The following is a 26901-nucleotide window of genomic DNA, read 5'->3' as shown; positions in this document are numbered from 1 at the left end:
AATACTGGGAGGTTGGCTTCTCATCGGACGCCTCACCTCCACTTCCTCGACATGCTCACAGACGTGAGCGGCGACTGCACTCTGCAGACCGCAGGACAGACTACTCCTGTCGGGCCGATTCCGGGAAGCAGGCCTATGTCCGCCCTGGCCGGGTCACCGATCACGGACCTCGAGCGAGCGTGCCAGGACGGGCCCGATGACGGCGAGGGACTGCGGTTCGATCATGTCGTTGTGCCCGCAATCGACGGGCTGCTCGTCGATCCGGCCGGTCACGAGCGACCGCCACTCCTCGGCGGACCGCGCGCGGACGCCACCGTCTCCGTTGCGCACGGCAGGGAAGAAGAGCACGTTGCCGTCGTACACCCGCGGAACGAACCGGTACCCGAGACGCTTGGAGTTCTCGTACCCCGCAGCGATCCGTTCGAGATGCTCTGCGGTGACACCGGCTTCGGCCCCGAATGTTTCACCGAGCAACTGGGCCGCACGCTCGTAGGTGAGCTGGTTGTCCGACAGGTCGGTCTCCACGCCGAGGCCCCGGAGCAGCTCCCGCAGGTCGAGCTGACCGACTGCGGGTTGCTCTCCGTCCTCGGGGTAGCTGTCCATGAGGGCCAGGGTGGCCACCTCATCTCCCGAGGCCCGGAGTTCGACGGCCATGGCATGTGCGATGACCCCGCCGAGCGACCAACCCAACAGGTCGTAGGGACCTTCGGGCTGTATGTTCCTGATCTCGTCGACGTAGCGGCGGGCGAGTTGTTCGATCGACTCGGGTAACGGCTCACCGCTGATCGCGGGGAGCTGCAGTCCGTACACCGGCCGGTCCGGCGGTAGGTACCGGACGAGGCCGGCGTAACCCCACGAGAGCCCGATTCCTGGATGCACGCAGAACAACGGGGTACCTCTTCCCAGCGCCCGCAACGGAATCACGACGGCGAGTGCCTCTTCCACACCGGTGGCCCGGGCCGGCAGTTCGAGACGGTGGGCGATCCCCGCAGGCGTGGGGTCGAGGAACATCCATTGCAGCGGAACCGTCCGCTCCAGTCTGGCCTCGAGGGCGCTGACGATCCGGGTGGCGAGGAGGGAGTTTCCGCCGAGGTCGAAGAAGCTGTCCGCGGCGCCGACCCGCTCCACGCCGAGGACCTCGGCGAACACTTCCACGATCACGCGTTCGGTGTCCGTGGCCGGTGCCCGGAACGTCGCTCCACTGGAACCGAATTCCGGTGCGGGCAAGGCTTTTCGGTCGAGTTTGCCGACAGGGGTCATCGGGATTTCGTCGAGGACGATCACCGCGGCCGGCGTCATGTGTGCGGGTAGGCGCTCGGACGCGTAGGTGCGCAGTTCCGTAGGCCGCACCTCCTGTCCGTCCTGTACCCGCACATACGAGGCGAGTACGGCGTCGCCCGAGGGAGCTGTGTGACCGATGGTGGCAGCGAATGCGACCGCCGGATGGCGGGCGAGCACGGCGTCGATCTCGCCGAGTTCGATGCGGAAGCCGCGGACCTTGACCTGGAAGTCGCTGCGCCCGATGTACTCCAGGGTGTGCGGTGTGACATCCCCCGTCGCCGGACTCGCCGACTTGCGCCAGCGCACCACGTCGCCGGTCCGGTACATCCGGCACCCCGGCTCGCAGAAGGGGCAGGCGACGAAGCGTTCGGAGGTGAGTGCCGCCCGGTTATGGTACCCGCGTGCCATACCCGGCCCGGCGATGTACAACTCGCCGTGCACGCCGACGGGCACCGGTTGCAGTCGCTCGTCGAGGACCAGGAACACAAGTCCTACTGCCGGCCCCCCGATGTTCACCCCTTCACCGGCATGCATCGGGGCGCTGACACTCGCCTGGATGGTGGTTTCCGTGGGTCCGTACCCGCTGTGCAGGCTGCGACCCGGCGCCCACTGCGCGACCACCTCCGGCGGGCATGCCTCGCCGACCAGGTCGAGGACACGAAGCGAGTGGAGTTCGTCGTTGTCGAGCGCCGCCAGCGCGGTGGGTGTGATGGTGGCATGGGTGACTCGCTCGCGCCGGAACAGATGAGCCAGTTCGCTGCCACCGACGATGGTGGGCGGCACGATCACCACCCGCGCCCCGGCGCTGAACGCCATCATCAGCTCGAACACCGAGGCATCGAAACTCGGGGACGCCAGATGCGACACCCTGGCCTCGGGCGTGACCTCGAAGCAGTCGCGCGTTTCCGCGGTGAAGTTGGCCATGCCCTGGTGAGTGACGACGACGCCCTTCGGTTTCCCCGTCGACCCGGAGGTATAGATGAGATACGCCGGATGGGCGAGTAACAATCGGCTCGTCCGGTCCTCATCTGTCAGCGGCGCGGACGACTCCGCCGCCACCTGCTCGGTGACGTTCTCGTCGTCCAGCACCAGCCATGCAACAGGGTCCGGCAAAGTGTCACGGTGAGCTCGCACGGTAAGGCCCAACGAGGCTCGGCAATCGGTGAGCATGAAGTCAATGCGCTCGCGTGGGTAGGCCGGATCGACGGGCACGAAGGCAGCGCCTGACTTGGTGACCGACCAGATCGAGACCACGGCCTCGATCGAGCGGGGCATTCCGAGCGCGACGAAGGTCTCCGGCCCCACCCCACGGCCACGAAGGACGCGGGCCAACCGGTTGGACCACTCGTCGAGTTCGCGGTAACGCACGTGCCTGCCCTCGCAGGACAGCGCCACCGAGTCGGGGTCGAGTGCGGCGGCAGCGGTCAGCAGGTCGGGCCACAGTTCCGGGTGCATGTCGGGTGCGCCGCGGGCAGGAACCAGGGCCCGCGTCTCCACCTCGTCGAGGAGCGGGAGGTCGCCGACCGGCCGGTCGGGGTTCTCGGCCACGGCCTCGAGAATCCGCAGGAACCGGTCGGCGAAACCTCGGACGGTGCCGGCATCGAAGAGATCGGTGGCGAAATCGATGGCGCCATCCATGCCTGCCGGTGCACCGTTCGCGTCGAACTTCTCGGCCAGGAGGAATTCAAGATCCACCTTGACGACGGCGAGTTCGGGATCGAGTGCACGAACCTCCAGATCCGGCAGTGTCAGCACTGGTTGCTCGTTGTTCTGGAATTCGAGGGAGACCTGGACGATCGGTGAGTGCGCCGTCGATCGAGTCGGACCCACTGCCTCCACCACGCGTTCGAAGGGGACGTCGGCGTGGGTGAAGGCACCGAGGTCGACGTCACGGCACTGGGCCGCCAGGGTGGTGAAGGACGTTGCGGAATCGACCTGCGTGCGCAGGGCGAGCGTGCCCACGAACATGCCGACCAGGTCGTCGAGCGCGGGTTCTCCGCGGCCGGCGATCGGCGTTCCGATCACGACGTCGTCGGTGCGGCCGAGCCGCGACAGCAGCACGGCGAGTGCGGCATGGACGGTCATGAACTCCGTGGAGCGAAGGCGCCGCGACAGTTCTTTGATCCGTCGATGAAGGCCTTGGTCGACGGTGAAGCCGATGCGGGCGCCGCGGAAGGATTGCTGGGGAGGCCGGTCGTGATCGGTGGGCAGTTCGAGGAGGTCGGGTGTTCCTGCCAGCACGGTCCTCCAGTAGGCGAGCTGCGTCCCGATCAGCGACTCGGGGTCGTCGGCCGAGCCCAGCAGCTCCCGTTGCCACAGGGTGTAGTCGGCGTACTGCAGCGGCAGCGGTGCCCACGCGGGCGCGTCGCCGCGGGCCCGGGCTTCGTATGCCGTCATCACGTCGTGCACCAGCGGGACCATCGAGAACCCGTCCGCCGAGATGTGATGCACCACTACGGCAAGCACGTGCTCGGTGGCGGTGAGCGAGAACAGGCGCACCCGCAGCGGCACCCGCGCGGTGACATCGAATCCCGCCGACACCAGCCGGGTCAGCTTCTCTCGCAGATGTTGCTCGTCCACCACGGCGACCGGGATCAGTGTGAGCGCTGCGCTCTCGGCGGGCAGTATTCGTTGGACGGGCCCGTCCTCGCCGATCGGGAACGTCGTTCGCAGGGACTCGTGCCGGGTAAAGACATCGGTGATCGCCGAGCTCAGTGCCCGCACATCGAGCGCACCGCTCAGTCGGACCACGATCGGGATGTTGTAGGCGGCCGAGGTGGTGTCAAGTTGGTTGACGAACCACATGCGCTGCTGAGCGAACGACAGCGGGATGTTCTCGGGTCGCGTGCGGGGTGCGAGCACCGGGCGTTCGGACTGCCGCGCACCGGCGTGCTCGATCCGTGCGGCCAGCGCGGCCACGGTGGGCGCCTCGAACAGGTCACGGACCCCACAGTCGATGCCGAGCAACGCCCGCAACCGGGCCATCGCGCGGGTCGCGCTCAGGGAATTGCCGCCGAGGTCGAAGAATCCGGCATCGGCACCCACCCGTCCTAGTCCGAGTACGTCCGCGAAGACGTCGGCTACCGCTTCCTCGATCGGGTCGGCCGGCGGCCGGTATGGACCTGTCCTGGAAAGGAAGTCGGGCTCCGGCAGTGCCGTGCGGTCCAGCTTGCCGACTGCCGTCAACGGGATTCGATCCAGCAGCACGATCGCGAACGGCACCATGTGCGACGGCAGACGGCGCTCGAGACGCCTGGTTAGCACGGCACTGTCGAGGACGCGACCCGCCGCCGGCACGACGTAGGACACCAGCAGCGTGTCTCCGGCGGGGCCGCGGTGCGCGATCGTGGCCGCGAACCCGACGTCCGGCTCCGACATGAGGGTGGCGTCGATTTCGCCGAGTTCGACGCGGAAACCCCGGACCTTGACCTGGAAGTCGCTGCGGCTCAGGTACTCGATGCTGTGGTCGGCGGTCCACCGCACGACATCCCCGGTGCGGTACATCCTTTCGCCGGGTCGTGTGGGATCGGCGACGAACCGTTCGGCCGTGAGCGCCGGTCGACGGTGATAGCCGCGGGCCAGACCTGCCCCGGCGAGATACAGTTCGCCCGGAATTCCGACCGGGACCGGTTGCAATCGGGTGTCGAGTACCAGTTCCGTCACGCCGCGGATGGGGCCGCCGATGGTGATCGGACCGCCGGGAACCAGCGGTTCGCTGATGTTGGACATGATCGTCGCCTCGGTCGGCCCGTACCCGTTGTACAGCCGACGGCCCGGTGCCCAGCGGGCGATCAGGTCGGGTGGGCACGCTTCACCGCCGAACACCACGTCCGCCAGGTGATCCAACCCGGCTGGGTCGAGTGACGCCAGCGCCGAGGTGGTGATGAACGCGTGGGTGACCTCCCGTTCCGCGAGGAGCCGTGCCAGATCTTCGCCGCCGTATACCGTGGGCGGCGCGATCACCATCGTCGCGCCGGCCCCGAAGGCCTGCAGATACTCGTATACCGATCCGTCGAAGCTGGGCGTCGAGAAGTGCAGGGTGCGGGATTGTGCTGTCGCGCCGCATCTTTCGAGTTGGTCGAGGGCGAAGTTGTCGAGACCACGATGGGTGACGAGGACACCCTTGGGCAGCCCCGTGGACCCCGAGGTGTAGACCAGATAGGCGGCCGTGTCCAGCGCGATCGGACCGGTCCGCTCGACTGCGGTGACCGGCGCCCCCGAACAATCGGCGCATTCGGTTGTGAAGTGGGGGTGGTCCAGTATCAGCCAGTGCGCGGTGCCCGGGAGGCGGCCACGGTGCTGCGTGGTGGTCACGCCGAGTGCGGCTCCGGAATCGGTGAGCATGTGCGTGATGCGCTCGTCGGGGTAGCTGGGGTCGATCGGCACGAACGCCGCTCCCGTCTTCGCCACCGCCCATACCGACAGCATGGAGTCGAGGGACCGCGGTATTCCGATGGCCACGAAGCTCTCCGGTCCGACACCGCGGGCGATGAGTGCGCGCGCCAGACGATTCGACCGCTCGTCCAGCTCGCGGTAGCTCACGTGCTCGTCTTCGAAGGACAGTGCGATCGCATCCGGATCGAGCGCGGCGGCATCGGCGAAAATTTCGGGCAGAGTGCGGGCCGACCCGCCCGGACGGCCGCGGACCGGAACCAGTTCGGCGCGCTCGTCGTCGGTGAGCAGCGACAGCGCGGCCAACGGCTGTTCCGGCCGGGTGCAGGCGTCGAGTACCCGCAGCACACGCCCGGCGATGCCTTCGACTGCGTCCGCCGCGAAGACGTCGGGCAGGTACTCGAACTTCAAGTGCAGACGAGTGTCGACAGACGCGACCAGGCTCAGCGGGTAATGCGCGGCATCGTGCGCATCCACCCCCGCCACGCGCATCCCGGCGATATCGGTGTCGGTCGACAGCCCGGCGCGATCGACCGGGTACGACTCGAACACGGTCAAGGTGTCGAAGCCGACCTCGGGCCCCGCGGCGCGCTGAATCTCGGCCAGACCCAGGTAGTGATGATCCAGCAACGCCGCCTGCTCGGCCTGGACACGTTCGAGGAGCGCACCCATCGATTCTTCGGGACGCAGCTCGATCCGGACGGGCAGTGTGTTGATGAACAGGCCGATCATCGTCTCGATGCCGGCCAGCTCGGGAGGCCGCCCCGAGACGGTGGCGCCGAACAGAACGTCGTCGCGGCCGGTCGACGTACCGAGCACAATTCCCCAGCACACCTGGACGAGAGTGTTGATCGTCACCCCGCGAGAACGCGCCAGCTCGCGCAGGCGGGTGGTCTCGTCCTCGTCCAGATCGAACACCCACTCCTGCGGAATGGTGGACAACTGCCGCCGACGTTCGACGGCTGCTGAATCATCCCTCGCTCCGCTCGCCCCGCTCGCCCGGGCTGAATTCCCCCTCGCTCCGCTCGACCGGGCTGAATTCCCCCTCGCTCCGCTCGACCGGGCTGCCAGCAGGGTCGGACCCTCCACCCCCGCCAGAGCCCGGGCCCACACCGCCCGGGAGGGTTCGAGATCCCGGTGCTTCATCCACGCCAGATAGTCGCGGTAGCCGCGCACACGTGGGAGGGGTGACGGGTCACCGTCGGTGGCGTAGAGCGTCAGCAACTCCGTGATCAGCAGCGGCATCGACCAGCCGTCGAGAAGGATGTGATGGTTGGCCGACACCAGCCGGTATCGGTTTTGTGCCAACGCGATCAGCGTGAAGCGAATCAGCGGGGCAGAAGTCAGGTCGAACGGGCGGATCCTGTCTTCGGCCTCGAGTCGTCTGATCTCGGACGCCGCCGCGGTGTCGTCGAGCGCGGTCAGATCGACCTCACGCCAGGGCACCTCGACGTGTCGCCGGACGACTTGCATGGTGTTGCCCTCGGCGTCGTGCAGGAAAGCGGTGCGCAGGTTGGCGTGTCTGTCGACCAGAGCGGCGACGGCGCGACGCAGGCGAGGTGCATCCACCGCACCGCGAAGGTCGAGACCGATCTGCACGAGGTAGGCATCGACGGAGGCGTCTGCAAGCTCGGCCTGAAAGAGCATGCCGAATTGCAGAGGCGACAGCGGCCACACGTCGATCAGGTCGGGGCAGCGACGTTCGAGGGTCTCGATCGCATCCTGCCCCAGTTCGACGAGATCGAAATCCGATGGCGTGAAGCCGCCACCGCCCGACTCGACGTGCGCACCGAGGGCGGCGAGTGCCTGTACCCACAGTTGCGCGAGTTCGTCGACCTCCTCTCGGGTGAGGACGCCCGGCGGGTAACTCCACGTGGATTTCAGCTGCGGGCCTTCGCCCGCGTCGATGGTCTTCGCATTGACGTCGACGACCGCCGCGACGGGCAGGTCTGCAGCCGCCTTCTCGCGTAGGGCGGGTTCGTCGACGGGCACCCATCCCTCGGCGTTCTCCGGAGCTGTTCCGCCCATTCTGCCGAGATAGTTGAAACTGACCTGCGGCGGCGACAGCGGTGAAAGCGTCTCGGCAGTTTCGTTGTTCAGGTAGCGGAGCAGTCCGAAGCCGATGCCGTGGTCGGGTACGGCGAGGAGCATTTCCTTGACAGCCTTCACCGCGGCTCCTGCGGACGGGCCTCCCGCGAACGCATCGTCGAGGTTCACTCCGCCGAGATCGAAACGCACGGGGAAGATGGTGGTGAACCATCCGACCGTACGGGAGAGATCTGCCCCGGGCACCACCTGCTCTTCACGGCCGTGGCCTTCGAGGTTTACCAAGGCGTCCTGGACATCGATCCTCCGGTGTCGCCGCCACCGGATCAGCGCCATGGTCAGCGCCGTCAACAGCCCGTCTCCGACGCTGCCGTGGAATGCCCGTGGCACGGTTGTCAGCAGTGTCTCGCTCAACGGCGCTGGAAGGTGCACTTCCACGTCCTCGGCGGTGAGGGCGGTGTCCGATTCGGCCACGGGACGTGAGCCCAGGATCGGGTCGGGCTCGTCAAGTATCCGTTGCCACAGTTCGAGTTCGGCTGTTCGTCGAGGCTCGTGAGCGGCGTCGGCGAGTGCATACGCCCATCGGCGCATCGACGTTCCCGGTGGCTCCAGCACCGGTGTCGCGCCGGACTGCAGTTGCGCGCACGCCGTGGCGAGGTCCGGGATCATGATCCGCCAGGACACTCCGTCCATCGCCAGGTGATGGACGGCGATCAGCAACCGGCCATTCCCGCGGCGGTCGGCGTCGAACCAGACCACCTGCATCATCGCGCCCGTTTCGGGGTCGAGCCGATCGAGGGCCGCGTCGAGTTCCCTCGCGGCGAGATCGGAGACGTCGTCACCGTCCACCGGCACCCGGCGTACCAGCGTGGCCGCCCGCACCGCCCCTTCGGCTTGCACCTCCATCGACCAGCCGTCTTCGGTGTGCGAGGTGCGGTACAGACGCGATCGCAGGAGGTCGTGCCGATCCAGCAGGGCCTGGACGGCCTGCGTCAGGGTGTCCTCGTCCAAGGTCGCGGGCACGGTGAACAGTGCGGTCTGCGAGTAACGCCGGAAATCTCCGCCTCGGCCGAGGAGCCACCGCACGATCGGGGTCAACGGAATCTCCCCGAGGCCGCCGCCGGGCAACTCCTCGAGGACAACTGTCTCGTCACCCTGTCCCGCGATCTCGGCCAGAGCCGCAACCGTTTTGCGTTCGAACACGTCTCGCGGCGAGATCACGACCCCGGCTGCCTTGGCGCGGGTGACCAGCTGGATGGACATGATCGAATCGCCACCGATGGCGAAGAACGAGTCGTCGACGCCCACCGTGTCGAGGCCCAGGACCTCGGCGAACAGGCCGGCGAGAATGCGTTCGATCTCGGTGAGGGGGGTACGGCTCGTGGTGACCCGTTGACCGAAGTCCGGTTCGGGCAGAGCTTTCCGGTCGAGCTTGCCGTTCGCCGTCAACGGCATCTCGTCGAGAACCACCACTGCTGCCGGCACCATGTGCGAAGCCAGCCTCTCTGCGGCTGCGTCGATGACCACCGCCGGGTCGATCGATACGCCGGTCTCCGGCACGGCGTACCCCACCAATCGACTCCCGTGTACCGTCACCGCAGACTGCGCCACTCCTTCACACGCGAGGAGTGCCGACTCCACCTCGCCGAGTTCGATCCGGTAACCCTTCATCTGCACCTGGAGGTCGTTGCGGCCGAGGTACTCCAGTTGCCCGTCGCGGTTCCACCTGCCGAGGTCACCGGACCTGTACATCCGCGACTCCGGCAAGAAGGGGTCGGGAACGAACCGGGCGGACGTGAGGGCGGGACGGCCGAGGTATCCGCGCGACACCTGCTCTCCTGCGACGTACATTTCCCCGGCCACGCCCGGCGGCACCGGATGCAGCCGGTCGTCGAGGACGTAGACGCGCAGCCCGGGTAGGCCCCGGCCGATCACGGATGCGGGCTGCTCCGTCACGGTGTCCCGGTCGATCGGCAGGTGGCTGACATGCACCGTCGTTTCCGTGATGCCGTACATATTGACCAGAACCGGCGCGGTGTCGTCCCGGCGTGCGTACCAGCGCTGCAGTTGCGCGAATTCGAGGGCTTCCCCGCCGAAGATCACGTACCGGAGGGACAGTGCGGGACCACCGGCCAGACGATCCGCCTCTGCCAACTGATAGAAGGCAGTGGGAGTTTGGTTCAGGACTGTGACGTGTTCGCCGCGCAGGAGTTCGAGGAACTTCTCGGGTGAGCGCGCGGTGAAGTAGTCCACGAGTACCAGCCGGCCACCGTGCGCGAACGCTCCCCACATTTCCCACACCGAGAAGTCGAATGCGGCGGAATGGAACATGGTCCACACGTCTTCGGGCCCGAAACCGAACAGCGACTGGGTTTGTGCCAGCAAGGCAACCACGTTGCGATGCGAGACCTGCACACCCTTCGGCCGTCCGGTGGAGCCCGACGTGTAGATCACGTACGCCACCGAGTCCGGGTGCAGCGGGCTGCACCGGTCGACATCCGTCATCGGCAGTGGCGAGAAGCGTTGCACCGCGGTCAGGGTGCCGGGGTCGTCCACGACAATGACCGGGGCGCGGGCAGTACCGACAACCGGTGCGTCCGCGGTGGTGGTCAGTACACATCTCGGCTGGGCATCGTTCAGCAGGAAGGTCAGCCGCTCCGGAGGAGAGGTTACATCGACCGGAAGGTACCCGGCGCCCGACTTCACCACTGCCAGAAGCGCAACCACCAAGTCGACGGAACGCGTCATGACCACGGCCACCAGTGTTTCCGCGCCTGCTCCCTGGTCGGCCAGCAGTCTCGCGAGCCGGTTCGCCCGGTCGTCGAGTTCCCGGTAGGTCACGGACGAGCCGTCACAGCGCACGGCGACGGCATCACCGGCGGCGGCCACCGCATGGTCGAAAACGTCCGCCAACGTCGACGGCGCGACGTGCTGTGCCGGTCGATGCGCGGACGTGAGTATGAACTCGCGCTCGGCCGGGAGGAGGAGGTCGATGTCGTCCACGAGCACCATCGGGTCTGCGGACACGGTCTCGACCACACGGAGGAAGCGCTGTGCGAGACGCTCGACCGATGTGCGGTCGAATACGTCGGTCGCGTACCGGAATCCGGCGGTGATCCCGGTCGGCATCCCATTCTCGTCGAGCCGCTCGGCCAGGCTCAGCTGCAAGTCGAATTGCGCCACGTCGAGATCGACGTCGAGAGATTCCACTGCCAACCCCGGCAGTTCCAGGCGTACGCGCGTGTCGTTCCGGAACTCCAGGAGCACCTGGAACAGGGGTGTGTGCGCAGTGGACCGCTCGGGCACCAACTCGTCTACGAGCCGCTCGAACGGGATGTCCGCGTGCTCGAACGCGCCGAGGTCAGCCGAGCGCACCTCGGTGAGTACGTCGGCGAAGGACGCCCCCGACGGCACCGACGTGCGGAGCACCAACGTGTTGACGAACATCCCCACTACATCGTCGAGCGATCGGTGGCCGCGGCCCGCGATCGGCGTTCCCACCACCACGTCGTGTGAGCCGGACAGCCGTTGGAGCAGCACCGCCCAGGCGGCGTGCATCACCATGAACAGAGTCGAACGAGTATGGCGTGCAAGGTCGAGCAAGGCGGAGTGCACGGTAGGCGCGATGTCGGTGGTGATGACGGCACCCCGGGAGGATCTTTGCGCGGGTCGCGGTCGGTCCAGGGGCAGCGGCACAACCTCCGGGCTCCCCGACAGCGTCCGGATCCAGTAGCCGAGTTGCTCCGACAGCACCGACTCGGGCTGGTCCTCGGTGCCCAGGACCTCGCGCTGCCACAGGCTGTAGTCGGCGTACTGCACGGGCAGCGGTGCCCAGCCGGGCGCGCGCTGTTGCTTGCGCGCGGTGTAGGCAAGCATCACATCGCGCGCCAGGGGCGTCATCGAGTACCCGTCGGCCGCAATGTGATGGACGACGAGGGCGAGGACGTGACTCTCGGGAGCGAGGCTCACCAACGTCACCCGGATGGGAAGTTCCTCGGTGACATCGAATCCCCTGCCGAAAAAGGTGGCGAGAAGATCTCGAAGGTCCCCTTCGGCAGCGGGTGTCGAATCTAGTTCAGGGACAGCGGTTGTCGGCTCGACAATGACTTGATGGGGTCCGTCGGCGGAGCCGGGATACACGGTACGCAGTGTCTCGTGCCGTTCGATGACGTCACCGAGTGCCGCCCGGAGAGTCTGCAGGTCTATCACGCCGTCCAGTCGTAGCGCGACCGGAATGTTGTAGGCCGGTGAGGAGGTGTCGAACTGGTTGATGAACCACATACGCTGTTGCGCGAGAGAAAGGGGAAGCCGATCGGGCCGCGGTCGCGCTGTCAGTTCCGGGGCGGCGGATTTCGTCAGCAGGGTCGGCCCGACCCGATCGGCCAGGTCGGATACCACGGGGTTGTCGAACAGCACGCCCACGGAGAGTGTCGTCTCCAGCGCGCTGTTGATGCGGGCCACCGCCCTGGTGGCGCTGAGCGAATCGCCACCGAGAGCGAAGAAGCTGTCGTCCGCGCCGACGCGGTCGACACCGAGGACGTCCGCGAAAGCTGTGGCGACAGCTTGCTCTACAGGTGTCGTGGGAGCGCGATACCCCGCTGTAGTGAAGTGGGGTTCTGGGAGGGCCTTGCGGTCGAGCTTGCCATTCACCGTCACCGGCAACTCATCGAGCACCACCACCACCGACGGCACCATATACCCCGGCAACACCCCCGCCACCCACTCCACCACCGCCCGACCCTCCACCACCACCCCACACTCCGGAACCACATACCCCACCACGAACTCCCCACCCGACCCACCCCGCAACACCACCACCGCCTGCGCCACACCCCCATACCGCAACAACACCGCCTCGATCTCCCCCAACTCCACCCGCTGCCCCCGCAACTTCACCTGAAAATCCACCCGACCCACATACTCGAGCTCCCCACCCGACAACCACCGAACCCGATCCCCCGTCCGATACAACCGCGAACCACACCCGAAGGGATTCGCCACAAACCGATCCGCCGTCAAATCCACCCGACCCCGATACCCCCGCGCCAACTGCACACCCCCCACATACAACTCCCCCACCACCCCCACCGGCACCGGCCGCAACCACCCATCCAACACAAACACCTGCGTATTCCACACCGGAACCCCGATCGGCACCCCCACCACATCCGCATCGGTCACCTCATGAAACGTCACATCCACCGACGCCTCCGTCGGCCCGTACAAGTTATGCACCCGCACACCCGGCACCAACCCCCGCATCCTCGACGCCACCGACGCCGACAACGCCTCCCCCGACGCGAACACCCGCCGCACACTCACACACCGCGCCACCGCCGGCTCCGCCGTGAACACCGCCAACATCGACGGCACGAAATGCACCGTCGTCACCCCATTCCCGACGATCACATCCACAAGATAAGCCGGATCACGATGCCCACCCGGCTCCGCCACCACCAACCGCGCCCCCACCAACAACGGCCAGAACAACTCCCACACCGACACATCGAACGTCACCGGCGTCTTCAACAACACCACATCATCGCAGCCCAGCCCATACTCCCCCTGCATCCACAACAACCGATTCACAATCCCCGCATGCGAAACCACCACCCCCTTCGGCCGACCCGTCGAACCCGACGTGAACATCACATACGCCGGATTCTCCCCCCGCACCACCCCCAACCGCTCCCCATCCGAAATCGGCTCCCCCGAAAACCCCGACACATCAACAACATCCAACTCCACCACCACAACCGAACCCGGTAACCCCACCCGATCCACCGACGTACTCAACACCAACACCGGCGCGGCCACACCCAACACATACTCCACCCGCTCCACCGGCTGATCCACATCCACCGGCACATACCCACCCCCCGCCTCGAGCACCGCATAAATCCCCACCACCAACTCCACCGACCGACCCACCGCAATCCCCACCAACGACTCCGGACCCACCCCCAACCCCATCAACAACCGCGCCAACCGACGCACCCGCACACCGAACTCCCCATACGACAACACCACCGAACCAGACACCACCGCCACCGCATCCGGCACACACCCCACCCGCTCCTCGAACAACCCCACCAACGACACCCCCGGCACCACACACCCCGTCGCATTCCACCCCCCCAACACCAACTCCCGCTCACCCGGCGCGAAGAGATCGACGTCGCCAACCAGAGTGTCGACGTCCCGGGCGATGGTGCCGAGAATCGCGGTGAGTCGCCCCGCCATTCGGGTGACCGTCTCGTGGTCGATGGCATCGGCCTGGTAGCGAAGGCTCAGCCGCAGTTGCGGTTCGAGACTCGTCATCAGGGTGAGGGGATAGTGTGTGGCGTCGCGGGCATCGACGCCCGTCACTCGCATGCCTGCGATGTCGGTGTCCTCGCCCAAGCCGGACGTGTCGATCGGATACGATTCGAACACCGACAGCGTGTCGAACAGGGTTCCCAGACCGATTCGCTGCTGAATGTCACCGAGCCCGACGTGGTGGTGGTCGAGCAGGGCAGTCTGCTCCCCCTGCATGCGGTCGAGTAGTTCCGCGATGGTCTCCGCTGGGTTAACTCGTACCCGCACCGGCAGGGTGTTGATGAACAACCCCACCATGTTCTCGACGCCGGGTAGGTGCGGTGGTCGGCCCGAGACCGTGGCGCCGAAGACCACGTCGTCGCGGGAGAGCAACCGCGACAACAACACTCCCCATGCCGCCTGGATCACCGTGTTCATCGTGCCGCCGAGGCGCCGTGTCACCGCCGCCAGCGGGGCGAACACATCGGCGGGCAGGTCGACCTCGACCTCGCCGGGCACTCCGTACTGCATAGCCGACGCGTGCGGCGCCACCAGTGTCGGCTCCTCGACGCCGTCGAGGGCCTGCTCCCAGGCCCGGGCCGATGTCTCCCGGTCGCGGTTCGCCACCCATTCCAGATAGGTGCGGTACGACGGTGCCTCCGGCAGGTTATCCGAGCTGTCATCGGCGTAACGCACGAGCAATTCCCGCACGAGCAGCGGCATCGACCAGCCGTCCAGGACGATGTGATGGTTGGTGATGGCGAGCAGGTAGCTGCCAGGACCTTTATGCAGCAACATGAATCGCACGAGCGGGGGTGCTTCCAGATCGAACCTGGCGCTGCGGTCTTCGTCGAGGAGGCGTGTCAACTCCGCGGCGGCCACGGGCCCGTGTCCGGTCAGATCCACCTCCCGCCACGGCACCTCCACCGCATCGAGCACCAGCTGCGCCGGAACCCCGTCGTCGTCGTAGACGAATGCAGACCGCAAGTTCGAGTGGTGGGCCAGCAGTCCGGCCGCGGCAGCCCGCAGACGCTCGGTGTCGACTGTCCCGTCCAGGTCGATCCGCATTTGCGCCGTGTAGACGTCCACCCTGTCGGTGACCAGCGACGCGTGGAAGAGCAATCCCGACTGCAGCGGCGACAGCGACCACACGTCCCCCAGCGCCGGAAACCGCTCTTCCCAGCGCTCGAGCTGCTGCTGGCTGACCGACACCAGCGGCACATCGGACGGTGTCAGCCCGCCCGCTCCCGGCCCTGCCACGTGCGCCGCAAGTCCGCCGAGCGCGCTGCGCCACAGATTCGCGAAGGCCGTGACGTCGGCGTTGTCGAGTACGCCGCGGGGATAGGCGATCGTCGCCCTCAGGTGGGGGCCGTCGGGGCGGTCGTCGACCACGGCGTTGATGTCGAGAACGGATGCAACGGGCATGTCGGTGTTCTGGGTTCCGCCGAGCGTGCTCTCCACCGGGAGCCAGTCCTCCGTTCCGCCTGTGGTGACGACCCGGCCCAGATAGTTGAAACTGACCTGGGGAGAACGGAACCCGTGAAGCGTCCTTGCCGTGTCTTCGTTCAGGTAGCGCAGCATCCCGAAACCGATCCCGTGATCCGGAATGGCGAGCAACTGTTCTTTGACCGCCTTGACTGCCTGCCCTGCCGCGCGGCCTCCGGTCAGGGCGTCGTCGATATCGATCCCGGTGAGGTCCACTCTCACCGGGTACACAGTGGTGAACCAACCCACGGTGCGGGACACATCCGCGCCCGCGACGACGTGCTCCTCGCGTCCGTGCCCTTCGAGTGTGATCACGGTGTCCGCTGCGGCACTGCCCTGTTCGCCTCGCCAGGCGGACAGCGCCAATGCCAGCGCGGTCAGCAGCCCGTCGCCGACGCTGCCGTGGAAGGCCGCCGGAAGCGTGGTGAGCAGGGCAGCGGTCACGCTCGACGGCACGTCGACGGTGACCGTGTCCACGGTCGCGGCGACGTCGACTTCGGGGTTCAGCGGGCGCGAACCGATCAACGGATCGGGGCCGTCGAGAATTGACTCCCACATCGGCAGTTCCGGCATTCGTTGCGGCACCGCGTCGCGCAGGCCGTGCGACCACCGCCGCATCGACGTTCCTACATCCGGCAGAGTAGGAGTCGCGCCCACCTGAAGTTGACTGCACGCCGACGCGAGGTCGGCGACGAGAATGCGCCACGACACACCGTCGACCGCGAGGTGATGGACCACCACGAGTAGTCGCCCGACGCCGTTCGGAACGTCGAACCACACCACCCGCAGCATGGCTGCGCCGGCCGGATCCAGGTGGTTGGCCGCAGCATCGAGTTCTGCGGCCGCGAGCGCTGTGAAGCCGTCCCCGTCGACCGTCTCGACCGGCATGTGGCGAACCAACCCCTGCGCCCGCACCGAACCCGATGGCAGCACTTCCATACCCTGGTCGTCGGCGAGCAATCGTGCCCGGAGCATGTCGTGCCGATCGAGCACCGCGTCCACGGCGCCCTCGAGAACGTCCCGGGTGAGGTCGGCAGGGGCCGCGAGCAGCAGCGCTTGGGAGAACCTGTCGAGTCGGCCGCCGCTGCGCTCGATCAACCAGCGCGCCACCGGCGTCGAGGGCACAGTGCCGACGCCCCCGCCCGGCATCTCATCGAGCGCGACTGGACCACCGTCGTCGAAACGCGCCACCTCCGCGAGGCCGGCCACCGTTCTACGATCGAACACGTCGCGGGGAGAAAGGATTACCCCGGCGGCCTTGGCGCGGGCCACCAACTGGATCGACATGATGCTGTCGCCACCGAGCGCGAAGAAATCGGCCGTGGCACCTACCGAGTCGATCCCGAGAACATCCGCGAACAGTCCCGCGAGAAGCTCCTCGGTCTCCGTTCGCGGCGGCCGACTCTGCGACGCCGAGGCGCCGAAATCGGGGGCGGGAAGTGCTGCGCGATCGAGCTTCCCGTGAACAGTCAGCGGAAGCGAATCGAGCACGACCAGCGCGGCCGGCACCATATACAACGCCAACCGGCCACCGACGAAGTCGAGCACCGCCCTCGGGTCGATCACCACGCCGGATTCCGGCACGAGGTAACCGATCAGCCGATCACCATTGCCGTCCCCGTTCCACACGGTTGCGACGGCCTGGGCCACATCGTCGTGGGCAAGCAGGGCGGACTCGATCTCACCGAGTTCGATGCGAAAGCCCCGGATCTTCACCTGGGTGTCGTTGCGGCCGAGGTATTCCAGTTGCCCGTCCCTCGTCCAACGCACCCGATCCCCGGTGCGATACATCCGGCTGCCCGCCGGGCCGAAGGGATCGGCGACGAAGCGTTCGGCCGTCAGAGTGATCCGCCGGTGATAGCCGCGCGCGAGGGCGGCGCCTGCGAGATACAACTCCCCGGGCACATTGACTGGGACCGGCTGCAGACGCGAGTCGAGCACGACCTCGGAGAAGCCACGAGTAGGCGCGCCGATGGTGACCGGCGCCCCCGGTGACAAGACGTCGCTGATACTGGACACGACTGTCGCTTCGGTCGGACCGTACGCGTTGAACATTCGCCTCCCCGGCGCCCACCGCGCACACAGCTCCGGGGGACACGCTTCACCCCCTGTGACCACGCACTCGAGGTCGGTGAGTTGAGCGGCATCGACCGACGCCAGCGCGGCCGGGGTGACGAAGCAATGCGTCACCCGCTCGTCTTCCAGGAGTTGCGTCAGTTCGGCGCCGCCGTACACGGTCGGGGGTGCGATCACCATGGTGGCGGCCGCCCCGACGGCCAACAGCAATTCCAATACGGAGGCATCGAAGCTCGGTGACGCGAAATGCAGCACTCTGGACGCGGCCGTCGTGGCGAAGGTCTCCCGCTCCTGCAGGGCGAAATCTGCCAGGCCGCGATGCGTGGTCACCACGCCTTTAGGCCTGCCCGTCGACCCCGAGGTGTAGATCAGGTAGGCCGGATTGTCGAGCCGGACCGGCGAAGTCCGCTCGTCCTCGGTGACTGCCGACGCCGGGTACGTCGACAGCCCGTCCGCGTCGTCCACCACCAGCCACGGCACCCCGCCGGGCAGTGCGCTGCGGTGCGACGAGGTCGTCACACCCAATACGGCCTCGGAGTCGGTGAGCATGTACTCGATGCGCGCCGCCGGGTGCTGGGGGTCCACCGGAAGGAACGCGGCACCCGACTTGGCCACCGCCCACACGGCCAGAACGGACTCGACGGAGCGGGGCACGCACACGGCCACCACGGTTTCCGGCCCCGCCCCACGCGCGATCAAAACGCGAGCCAATTGATTCGAACGTTCATCGAGTTCGCGGTAGCGCACGTGACGACTCTCGAAGATCAATGCGCCGGCGTCCGGATCGTGGGCGACCGCCGCCGCGAGCAGTTCCGGCAGCGTCCGCGCCGCACCCGCCGCAGCGCCCGTCACCGGAATCAGGTCGGCGCGTTCGCGAACGCCGAGGATGTCGATGTCACCGACCGGGGTGTCCGGGCCGGCCGTGACGGCCGCGAGGATGCGCCGGAGTCGTTCCGCGAACCCGGCGACCGTAGCCTCGTCGAAAAGGTCGGTCGCATAACCGAGTCCCGCGGTGGTCCCAGCGGGGTTCCCGTCCGCGTCCACGTTCTCGGTCAGCGTCAACTGGAGGTCGAAGTTTGCGGTCTCGATCGCCACATCGACGCTCCGCACCCGCAGATTCGGCAGTTCCAGCGTGGGTCGCTCGATGTTCTGGAATTCGAACATCACCTGGAACAGCGGTGAGTAGGCCGTCGAGCGGGACGGACTCACTGCCTCCACCACGCGTTCGAACGGAATATCGGCGTGCATGAAGGCACCGAGGTCGGTTTCCCGAACATTGTCCAAGAACTCGGTGAACGTGACGCCGCCGTCGACTCGGGTGCGGAGGACGAGCGTGTTCACGAACATCCCCACCACGTCGTCGAGTTCACGCTCGCCACGCCCGGCGATCGGCGTCCCGACGGCGATGTCATCGGACCCGCTCAGTCGTGCCAACAAGATCGCCAGCGCGGCATGCACTGTCATGAACACCGTCGTGGTGTGTTGCCGCGCCAGCGCCACCACGCCGGCGTGAATCTCCGGAGCGATCTCGAACTCGACGCGACCGCCGCGAAGTGATCGGACAGCAGGTCGGGGACGGTCGGTGGGTAAGTCCAGTACTTCGGGCAGGTCCGACAACGCGGTGGTCCAATAGGCCAGCTGTCTCGACATCGGCGAAGTTTCCTCCGCCTCCGAGCCCAGCCACTCGTACTGCCACAGCGCGTAATCGGCGTACTGCACGGGAAGCGGGGCCCAATCCGGCGCGGTCCCCTTCGCTCTCGACACGTACGCATCCATGACGTCGCGGGCCAGCGGAGACATCGAGAAGCCGTCGGCCGCAATGTGGTGCACGACCACCGCGAGCACGTGCGCATTCTCGTCGAGTCGGAAAAGGCTCGCGCGCAATGGAACCTGCTGCGTCACGTCGAATCCCTCGGACAGCACCCGCTGGGCACGTGCACGGAGTTCGGCCTCTCCCGTCACACCGACCGGAGTGAGGTCGGGCAGCGCGCTCGTCGTCGGCACGATCACCTGACGCGGTCCGTGGTCGGTGAGGGGGAAGATGGTGCGCACGGCCTCGTGCCGCTCGATCACGTCGGCGACCGCCGCCTGGAGCGCAGGTATGTCGAGTTCACCGTCCAGCCTCAACGCAAACGCCACGTTGTATGCGGACGAGGAGGTGTCGAACTGGTTGATGAACCACATCCGCTGTTGGGCGGGTGACACGGGAACTTCCGCACCGCTTTCCCTCGCCTTCAGCGGCGCGCGAGATTCACGCCCTTCGTGCGACTGCGCCAGCATCGCCAGACCGGCCGCGGTGGGCGCGTCGAACACGTCGCGAACGCTGATCCGGTTTCCGACCGCGGCATTGACGCGCGCCACCAAGCGAGTGGCCGTCAGGGAGTTTCCGCCAAGGGCAAAGAAGTTGTCGTTCACTCCCACCCGCGGAATTCCGAGTAGGTCGGCGACAACCGCAGTCACTATCTCCTCGAAAGCACCACGGGGAGCAACGTATCCGAGCATATCGGCGCCGAAGTCGGGTTCGGGGAGGGCCTTGCGGTCGAGCTTGCCATTCACCGTCACCGGCAACTCATCGAGCACCACCACCACCGACGGCACCATATACCCCGGCAACACCCCCGCCACCCACTCCACCACCGCCCGACCCTCCACCACCACCCCACACTCCGGAACCACATACCCCACCACGAACTCCCCACCCGACCCACCCCGCAACACCACCACCGCCTGCGCCACACCCCCATACCCCAACAACACCGCCTCGATCTCCCCCAACTCCACCCGCTGCCCCCGCAACTTCACCTGAAAATCCACCCGACCCACATACTCGAGCTCCCCACCCGACAACCACCGAACCCGATCCCCCGTCCGATACAACCGCGAACCACACCCGAACGGATTCGCCACAAACCGATCCGCCGTCAAATCCACCCGACCCCGATACCCCCGCGCCAACTGCACACCCCCCACATACAACTCCCCCACCACCCCCACCGGCACCGGCCGCAACCACCCATCCAACACAAACACCTGCGTATTCCACACCGGAACCCCGATCGGCACCCCCACCACATCCGCATCGGTCACCTCATGAAACGTCACATCCACCGACGCCTCCGTCGGCCCGTACAAGTTATGCACCCGCACACCCGGCACCAAACCCCGCATCCTCGACGCCACCGACGCCGACAACGCCTCCCCCGACGCGAACACCCGCCGCACACTCACACACCGCGCCACCGCCGGCTCCGCCACGAACACCGCCAACATCGACGGCACGAAATGCACCGTCGTCACCCCATTCCCGACGATCACATCCACAAGATAAGCCGGATCACGATGCCCACCCGGCTCCGCCACCACCAACCGCGCCCCCACCAACAACGGCCAAAACAACTCCCACACCGACACATCGAACGTCACCGGCGTCTTCAACAACACCACATCATCGCAGCCCAGCCCATACTCCCCCTGCATCCACAACAACCGATTCACAATCCCCGCATGCGAAACCACCACCCCCTTCGGCCGACCCGTCGAACCCGACGTGAACATCACATACGCCGGATTCTCCCCACGCACCACCCCAGGCCGCTCCCCATCCGAAATCGGCTCCCCCGAAAACCCCGACACATCAACAACATCCAACTCCACCACCACAACCGAACCCGGCAACCCCACCCGATCCACCGACGTACTCAACACCAACACCGGAGCAGCCACACCCAACACATACTCCACCCGCTCCACCGGCTGATCCACATCCACCGGCACATACCCACCCCCCGCCTCGAGCACCGCATAAATCCCCACCACCAACTCCACCGACCGACCCACCGCAATCCCCACCAACGACTCCGGACCCACCCCCAACCCCATCAACAACCGCGCCAACCGACGCACCCGCACACCGAACTCCCCATACGACAACACCACCGAACCAGACACCACCGCCACCGCATCCGGCACACACCCCACCCGCTCCTCGAACAACCCCACCAACGACACCCCCGAAACCACACACCCCGTCGCATTCCACCCCCCCAACACCAACTCCCGCTCACCCGGCGCGAGAATGTCGATAGTGCCCAGTGCCGCATTCGGATTCGCCGCCACAGCACGTAGAATTCGAAGGAATCGCTCCCCGAAACCCACCACCGTCGGCCGGTCGAAAATATCCGTCGCGAACGTGAAGGCTGCGGAGATACCTGCGGGACTGCCGGATTCGTCGTAGCGCTCCGCGAGCGTCAACTGCAGATCGAATTGGGACACACCGGTGTCGACCTCGATGACCTCTGCGGTCAGTCCCGGCAGTTCCAGGTGAGCCGTCGCTGTGTTCCGGAATTCCAACATAACCTGGAACAGGGGTGAATAGCTGGTCGACCGGCCGGGATCGAGCGCCTCCACGACACTCTCGAAGGGCACTTCCGTGTGCCCGAACGCTCCGAGGTCGGCGTTCCGTGCACGGGAAATCATGTCGTCGAACGTAATTCCGGAATCCACGGTGGTTCGCAGAACCAACGTGTTGACGAACATCCCCACCAGGTCATCGAGCGCTGCTTCGCCGCGTCCCGCGATCGGCGTCCCGATCGCGATGTCGTCGGATCCGCTCAGCCGCGCCGCCAGCACCGCCAGAGCCGCGTGCATCACCATGAACATCGTCGCGTCATGTTGACGCGCGAGCACCAGAAGCTCGCGATGCAGTTCCGCAGGCACCGAGAACGGGGCAGTGTCGCCTCGCAGCGTCCGGTTCGCGGGTCGCGGACGATCAAAGGGAAGGGCTATCGCGTCGGGGAGGCCGGTGAGTGTCCTCTTCCAGTAGTCCAATTGCGCCGACATCACGCTCTCGGGGTCCTGATCACTCCCGAGGACCGCCCGTTGCCACAGGCTGTAGTCGGCGTACTGAACCGGGAGTGGGAGCCAGTCCGGCCTCTGCTGGCGAACTCGCGCGGAGTACGCCACCATCAGGTCGTGTGCCAGCGGTGCCAGCGAAGCGCCATCCGCGACGATGTGGTGGACCACGAGAAGGAGGACGTGCTCGTCGGGGCCAATTCGCAGCAGTGCACCACGCACGGGTACTTCACCGCTGACGTCGAAGCCCTGGTGAATCAGCGCGGCAATGTGTTCGCGAACCTCGTGCTCGTTGTCGACGACTTTCGGCGTGAGGTCGGGAACCACCTGCGGCGCAGTCACGATCGATTGTTCCGGTCCTACTGCCGAGTCCGGGTATTTGGTGCGCAGGGATTCGTGTCGTTCGATGACATCCTCGGCGGCGTCCCGGAGTGCCTCCACGTCGAGGGTGCCGGATAGTCGGACCGCCATGGGAATGTTGTATGCAGGCGAAGAGGGGTCGAACTGATTGATGAACCACACGCGCTGCTGCGCAAGCGAGAGGGGTATACGGTCCGGACGCTCGCGTGCGACCAGGCTCGGGCGGTCGGTTCTCCGCACGTCCGCAGGCTCGATCCGCCCTGCCAACTTTTTCACCGTCGGCGCCTCGAAAAGGTCCCGGACACCGAGGTCGACGCTCAGTGCGGCATTGACGCGAGCGATTACTTTGGTTGCCACGAGGGAGTTTCCACCGAGATCGAAGAAGTCGTCGTCGACACCGATGTGCTCCACTCCCAGCACGTCCCCGAATACCCGCGCGACAGTCTGCTCCACCGGATTTGCCGGTGCGCGACGCTCGGTGGCCGCACCGCCGAATTCCGGCGCAGGCAGAGCCGCACGGTCGAGCTTTCCCACCCGCGTCAACGGCATCTCGTCCAGCACAGTGATTGCGGAAGGAACGAGGTGTGGCGGCAGCTGCTTTCGGGCATAGGCCATCACATCGGCAGTCGAGAGCCGCTGGCCGGGAGCCGGGAGCACATACGACACTAGGACGGTGTCACCGGACGGCGCGGTCCGCGGTATCGTCACCGCAGTTCTCACCCATGGATGAGTGTGGAGAACCGTGTCGATTTCGCCGGGTTCGACACGGAACCCACGGATCTTCACCTGGAAGTCACTGCGGCCCACGTACTCGATCGTGTGATCGGCCCGCCACCGAACGACATCTCCGGTTCGGTACATTCGGCGGCCAGGGTCGCCGAAAGGATTGGCGACGAAGCGTTCCGCGGTCAGCGCCGGCTTGCCGTGATAGCCGCGTGCCAGCGCGTCACCCGAGAGGTAGAGGTCCCCGGCCACTCCGATCGGTACCGGTTTCATCCGCGCATCGAGGACCACCTCGTGGAATCCGCGGAACGGACCGCCCAGGGTGATCGGTCCCGCAGGCGACATCGGTTCACTGATGTTCGCCATGATGGTGGTCTCGGTCGGTCCGTATGCGTTGCACAACCTGCGGCCCGGGGCCCACCGCTTCACCAGTTCCGGCGGGCACATCTCGCCGCCGAACACCACGTCCTGGAAGTCGGTGAGTCCTTCCGGGTCGATCGATCCGAGCGCAGCGGTAGTGATGAACCCGTGAGTGACTCGCTCGAGTTTCAGGATCCGGGCCAACTCGGTGCCGCCGTATATCGTCGGCGGAACAATCACCATGGTGGCACCGGCACCGAAGGCCTGGAGATACTCGAACAGGGACGCGTCGAAGCTCGGTGTGGAGAAATGCAGGGTCCGTGAGGTCTGCGTCGCTCCGAATCGGAGGCGCTGCTCCACCGCGAAGCTGTCCAGGCCACCGTGGGTGACCGACACCCCTTTGGGGAGTCCCGTCGAACCGGACGTATAAATCAGATAGGCCACATTCTCCATGCGCAGCGGTCGCACCCGTTCGTCGTCGGTGACGGCGGACGCCGGTAAAGCCGCACAGCGGGTATGGAACTCGGCGTCGTCGAGGAGCAGCCACGGAATCGAATCGGGCAGTCGGGATAGCTCGGCAGACACCGTCACACCCACGGCGACTCCGGAATCGGTGAGCATGTGCACGATGCGCTCGGCCGGATAGTTCGGGTCCACCGGCACGAATGCCGCGCCCGATTTCGCTACCGCCAGCATCGACAGAACCGACTCGATCGAGCGCGGCAAGCCCAGCGCGACAGCGTTCTCCGGACCGATCCCGCGTGCGATCAAGACCCGCGCCACTTGGTTGGAGCGTTCGTCCAATTCTCGATATGTCACCTCGACGCCGCGAAAGGTGAGTGCGATGCCGTCAGGATTATTACTTGCTGCCGTGTCGAAGATTTCGGGCAGCGTGCGCTCGGATCGACCCGGCACTCCCGATACGGGGACGAGAGTGGCTCGTTCGGGGTCGGTGAGGATATCGATCTCGCCGACACCTGTTTCCGGGTTTGCGCCGACCGTCTCCAGGATTCGCCGAAATCGCATGCCGAGCCCGACCACCGTCTCCGGGTCGAACAGATCGGTGGCGAATCCGAGACTCACCGTGATTCCGGACGGAGTGCCGTCGGCGTCGAAAAATTCTTCCGTCGCCACCCGAAGGTCGAATCTGCCGATCTCGGGCCGGACACCCTCCGGGTCGTCGCGACGCTCGAGAAGCACCTGGACAATCGGCGAATACGCCGCGGAATCGCCGATCTCGAGCGCCCGCACGACCTGCTCGAACGGAACGTCCCCATGTTGGAATGCTTCCTCTTCCACCTCGTGCACGTGGTCGAGGAGTGCGGTGAAGGCCAGGTCCGGTCGAACGCGCGTCCGCAGCACCACGATGTTCCGGCCGCCGTCCACGGCGGCAGTCGTAGCGACGGCCACATCCGAGGTACCGGCAAGCCGGCTCAGGAGAACTGCCAGGGCTGCGTGCAGCACCGGGAAGACTGTCGTGCCGCGTTCCGATGCCAGCGCGACCACCCGGCGATGTGTTTCGGCACCGATCGGGAGTCCCACGCGGTCTCCCCGCAAGGATTGGACGGCGGGCCGGGCCCGATCGGAGGGCAGATTCAGCACCTCGGTAAGACCCGACAACCGTGCTGTCCAGAACTCGAGGTGACCCGCTTCGAGGCGTAGTCGCTCGCCTATGCGGGCGGTCGTCTGGTGCACGGTCGACAGGGGCACGTGCGTGTCGGCCGCGATGAACTCCTCGAGCAACTCGACGAATCGCCGGTGATGCGTGCGCAGCGCCGCGTCCTCGTACCGATCCGGATTCGCCCGGAAATCGACGGAGACGTCTGCCGGCGTGCCGCTGGAATACACGTTGACCAGCAGATCTTCCACCGGGCCGGAGGTGACGATGTGGTATTCGCCCACCAAGTCGCCCAGCTGGACGTCGTGCGGGAAGAGCATGACGTTGACCATGGGCCCGTACAGCCGGGCGGCACTGCTCGCGCTCATATCGCGGCGGATGTCGTCGATACTGCACCTTTGATGGCGCAGCGCTCCCATCAGTTCACGCTGAACCCGCGACACAAGGCCCCCGACCGTGTCCCCTTCCTCGACCGAGATCGACAGTGGCGCGACATTGACCATCATGCCGCCGGAATTGCGCAGCAACGACGTGGTCCGGCCGGACAGGGGAACGTGCACGAGTACATCGGTTTTTCCGGTCAGGCGCGACAGGTAGCAGGCGAATGCGGCGATGATGGTGGCCGCGGCCGCCGCCGTTGCCTGCCTGCCGGACCCGTGGAGGCCGGTAGTCGCCGCCTCGGACAGCACGGCGCTTTCGACCTTGCTCCTGGCCACTGCCGGCGCGGGCCGCTCGGCCAGGGTCGATCCCTCTACGGCCTCGATGCGTTGTGCCCAGTACGTCCGATCCGCCGTGTACCTATCCGAGGATCGGTAGCGGGCATCGATGTCGTACAGCTCGCGCAGGGTCGCCGCCCGGCTCTGGTCCGGCTCCCGCGCGCTCACCGAGGCCGAATACCGGTGCGCGATGCGGCTGAGCATCGTCATGGCAGCGTATCCGTCCAGGGCGACGTGGTGGATGCGGCTGTACCAGAGGTAATGCGACTCGCCCACACACAAAATCGACGTCTCGACCAGTCGATCGGCCTCGAGGTCGAGGGGGGTTCGGTAGTCCTTGTCCATCCACTCGTGGGCAGCTGCGACCGGGTCGTTCTCGCCGCGGAAGTCGAGGAAGGCGATCGACGTGTCGGTCGTGTGGTCCACATACTGCATCGGCCGGCCGTCGACCTCGACCACCTTCAAAAAGGGTGACTGAAATTCGCGACCGGCGGCGACGGTTTCCCTCCGCAACAGGTCGACGTCGAGGTCGCCGTGCAGCTCCACGTACTGCGCGATCGAAATCGGCACCGCGGGCTCGAGTTGCTGCGCGAACCACGTGGCACGCTGCGCCGCGGACAGCGGGAAGAGTGCCGCGTCCGGGTTGTGCGTCAGGGGGTTGGGCGTGTCGAGACGTTTCACGGCGGCTCCTCCGCG

General features: G+C 66.4%; 1 protein-coding gene. It reads right to left on the bottom strand.

Translation table 11 applies throughout. The features are described from left to right. Positions 1-153: 153 nt before the first annotated feature. Positions 154-26886, bottom strand: a complete 26733-nt coding sequence (locus ACH49N_RS15415) for a non-ribosomal peptide synthase/polyketide synthase (RefSeq protein WP_397504655.1) — start codon at positions 26884-26886, stop codon at positions 154-156. Between the last annotated feature and the right edge of the window lie 15 nt (positions 26887-26901).

Origin of the sequence: Rhodococcus sp. NPDC019647 (assembly GCF_044389235.1) — a bacterium.
Lineage (GTDB): Bacteria > Actinomycetota > Actinomycetes > Mycobacteriales > Mycobacteriaceae > Rhodococcus_F > Rhodococcus_F oxybenzonivorans.
Note: the sequence above shows the minus strand (reverse complement) of the source record. Positions and strands in the feature narration are given on the sequence as shown.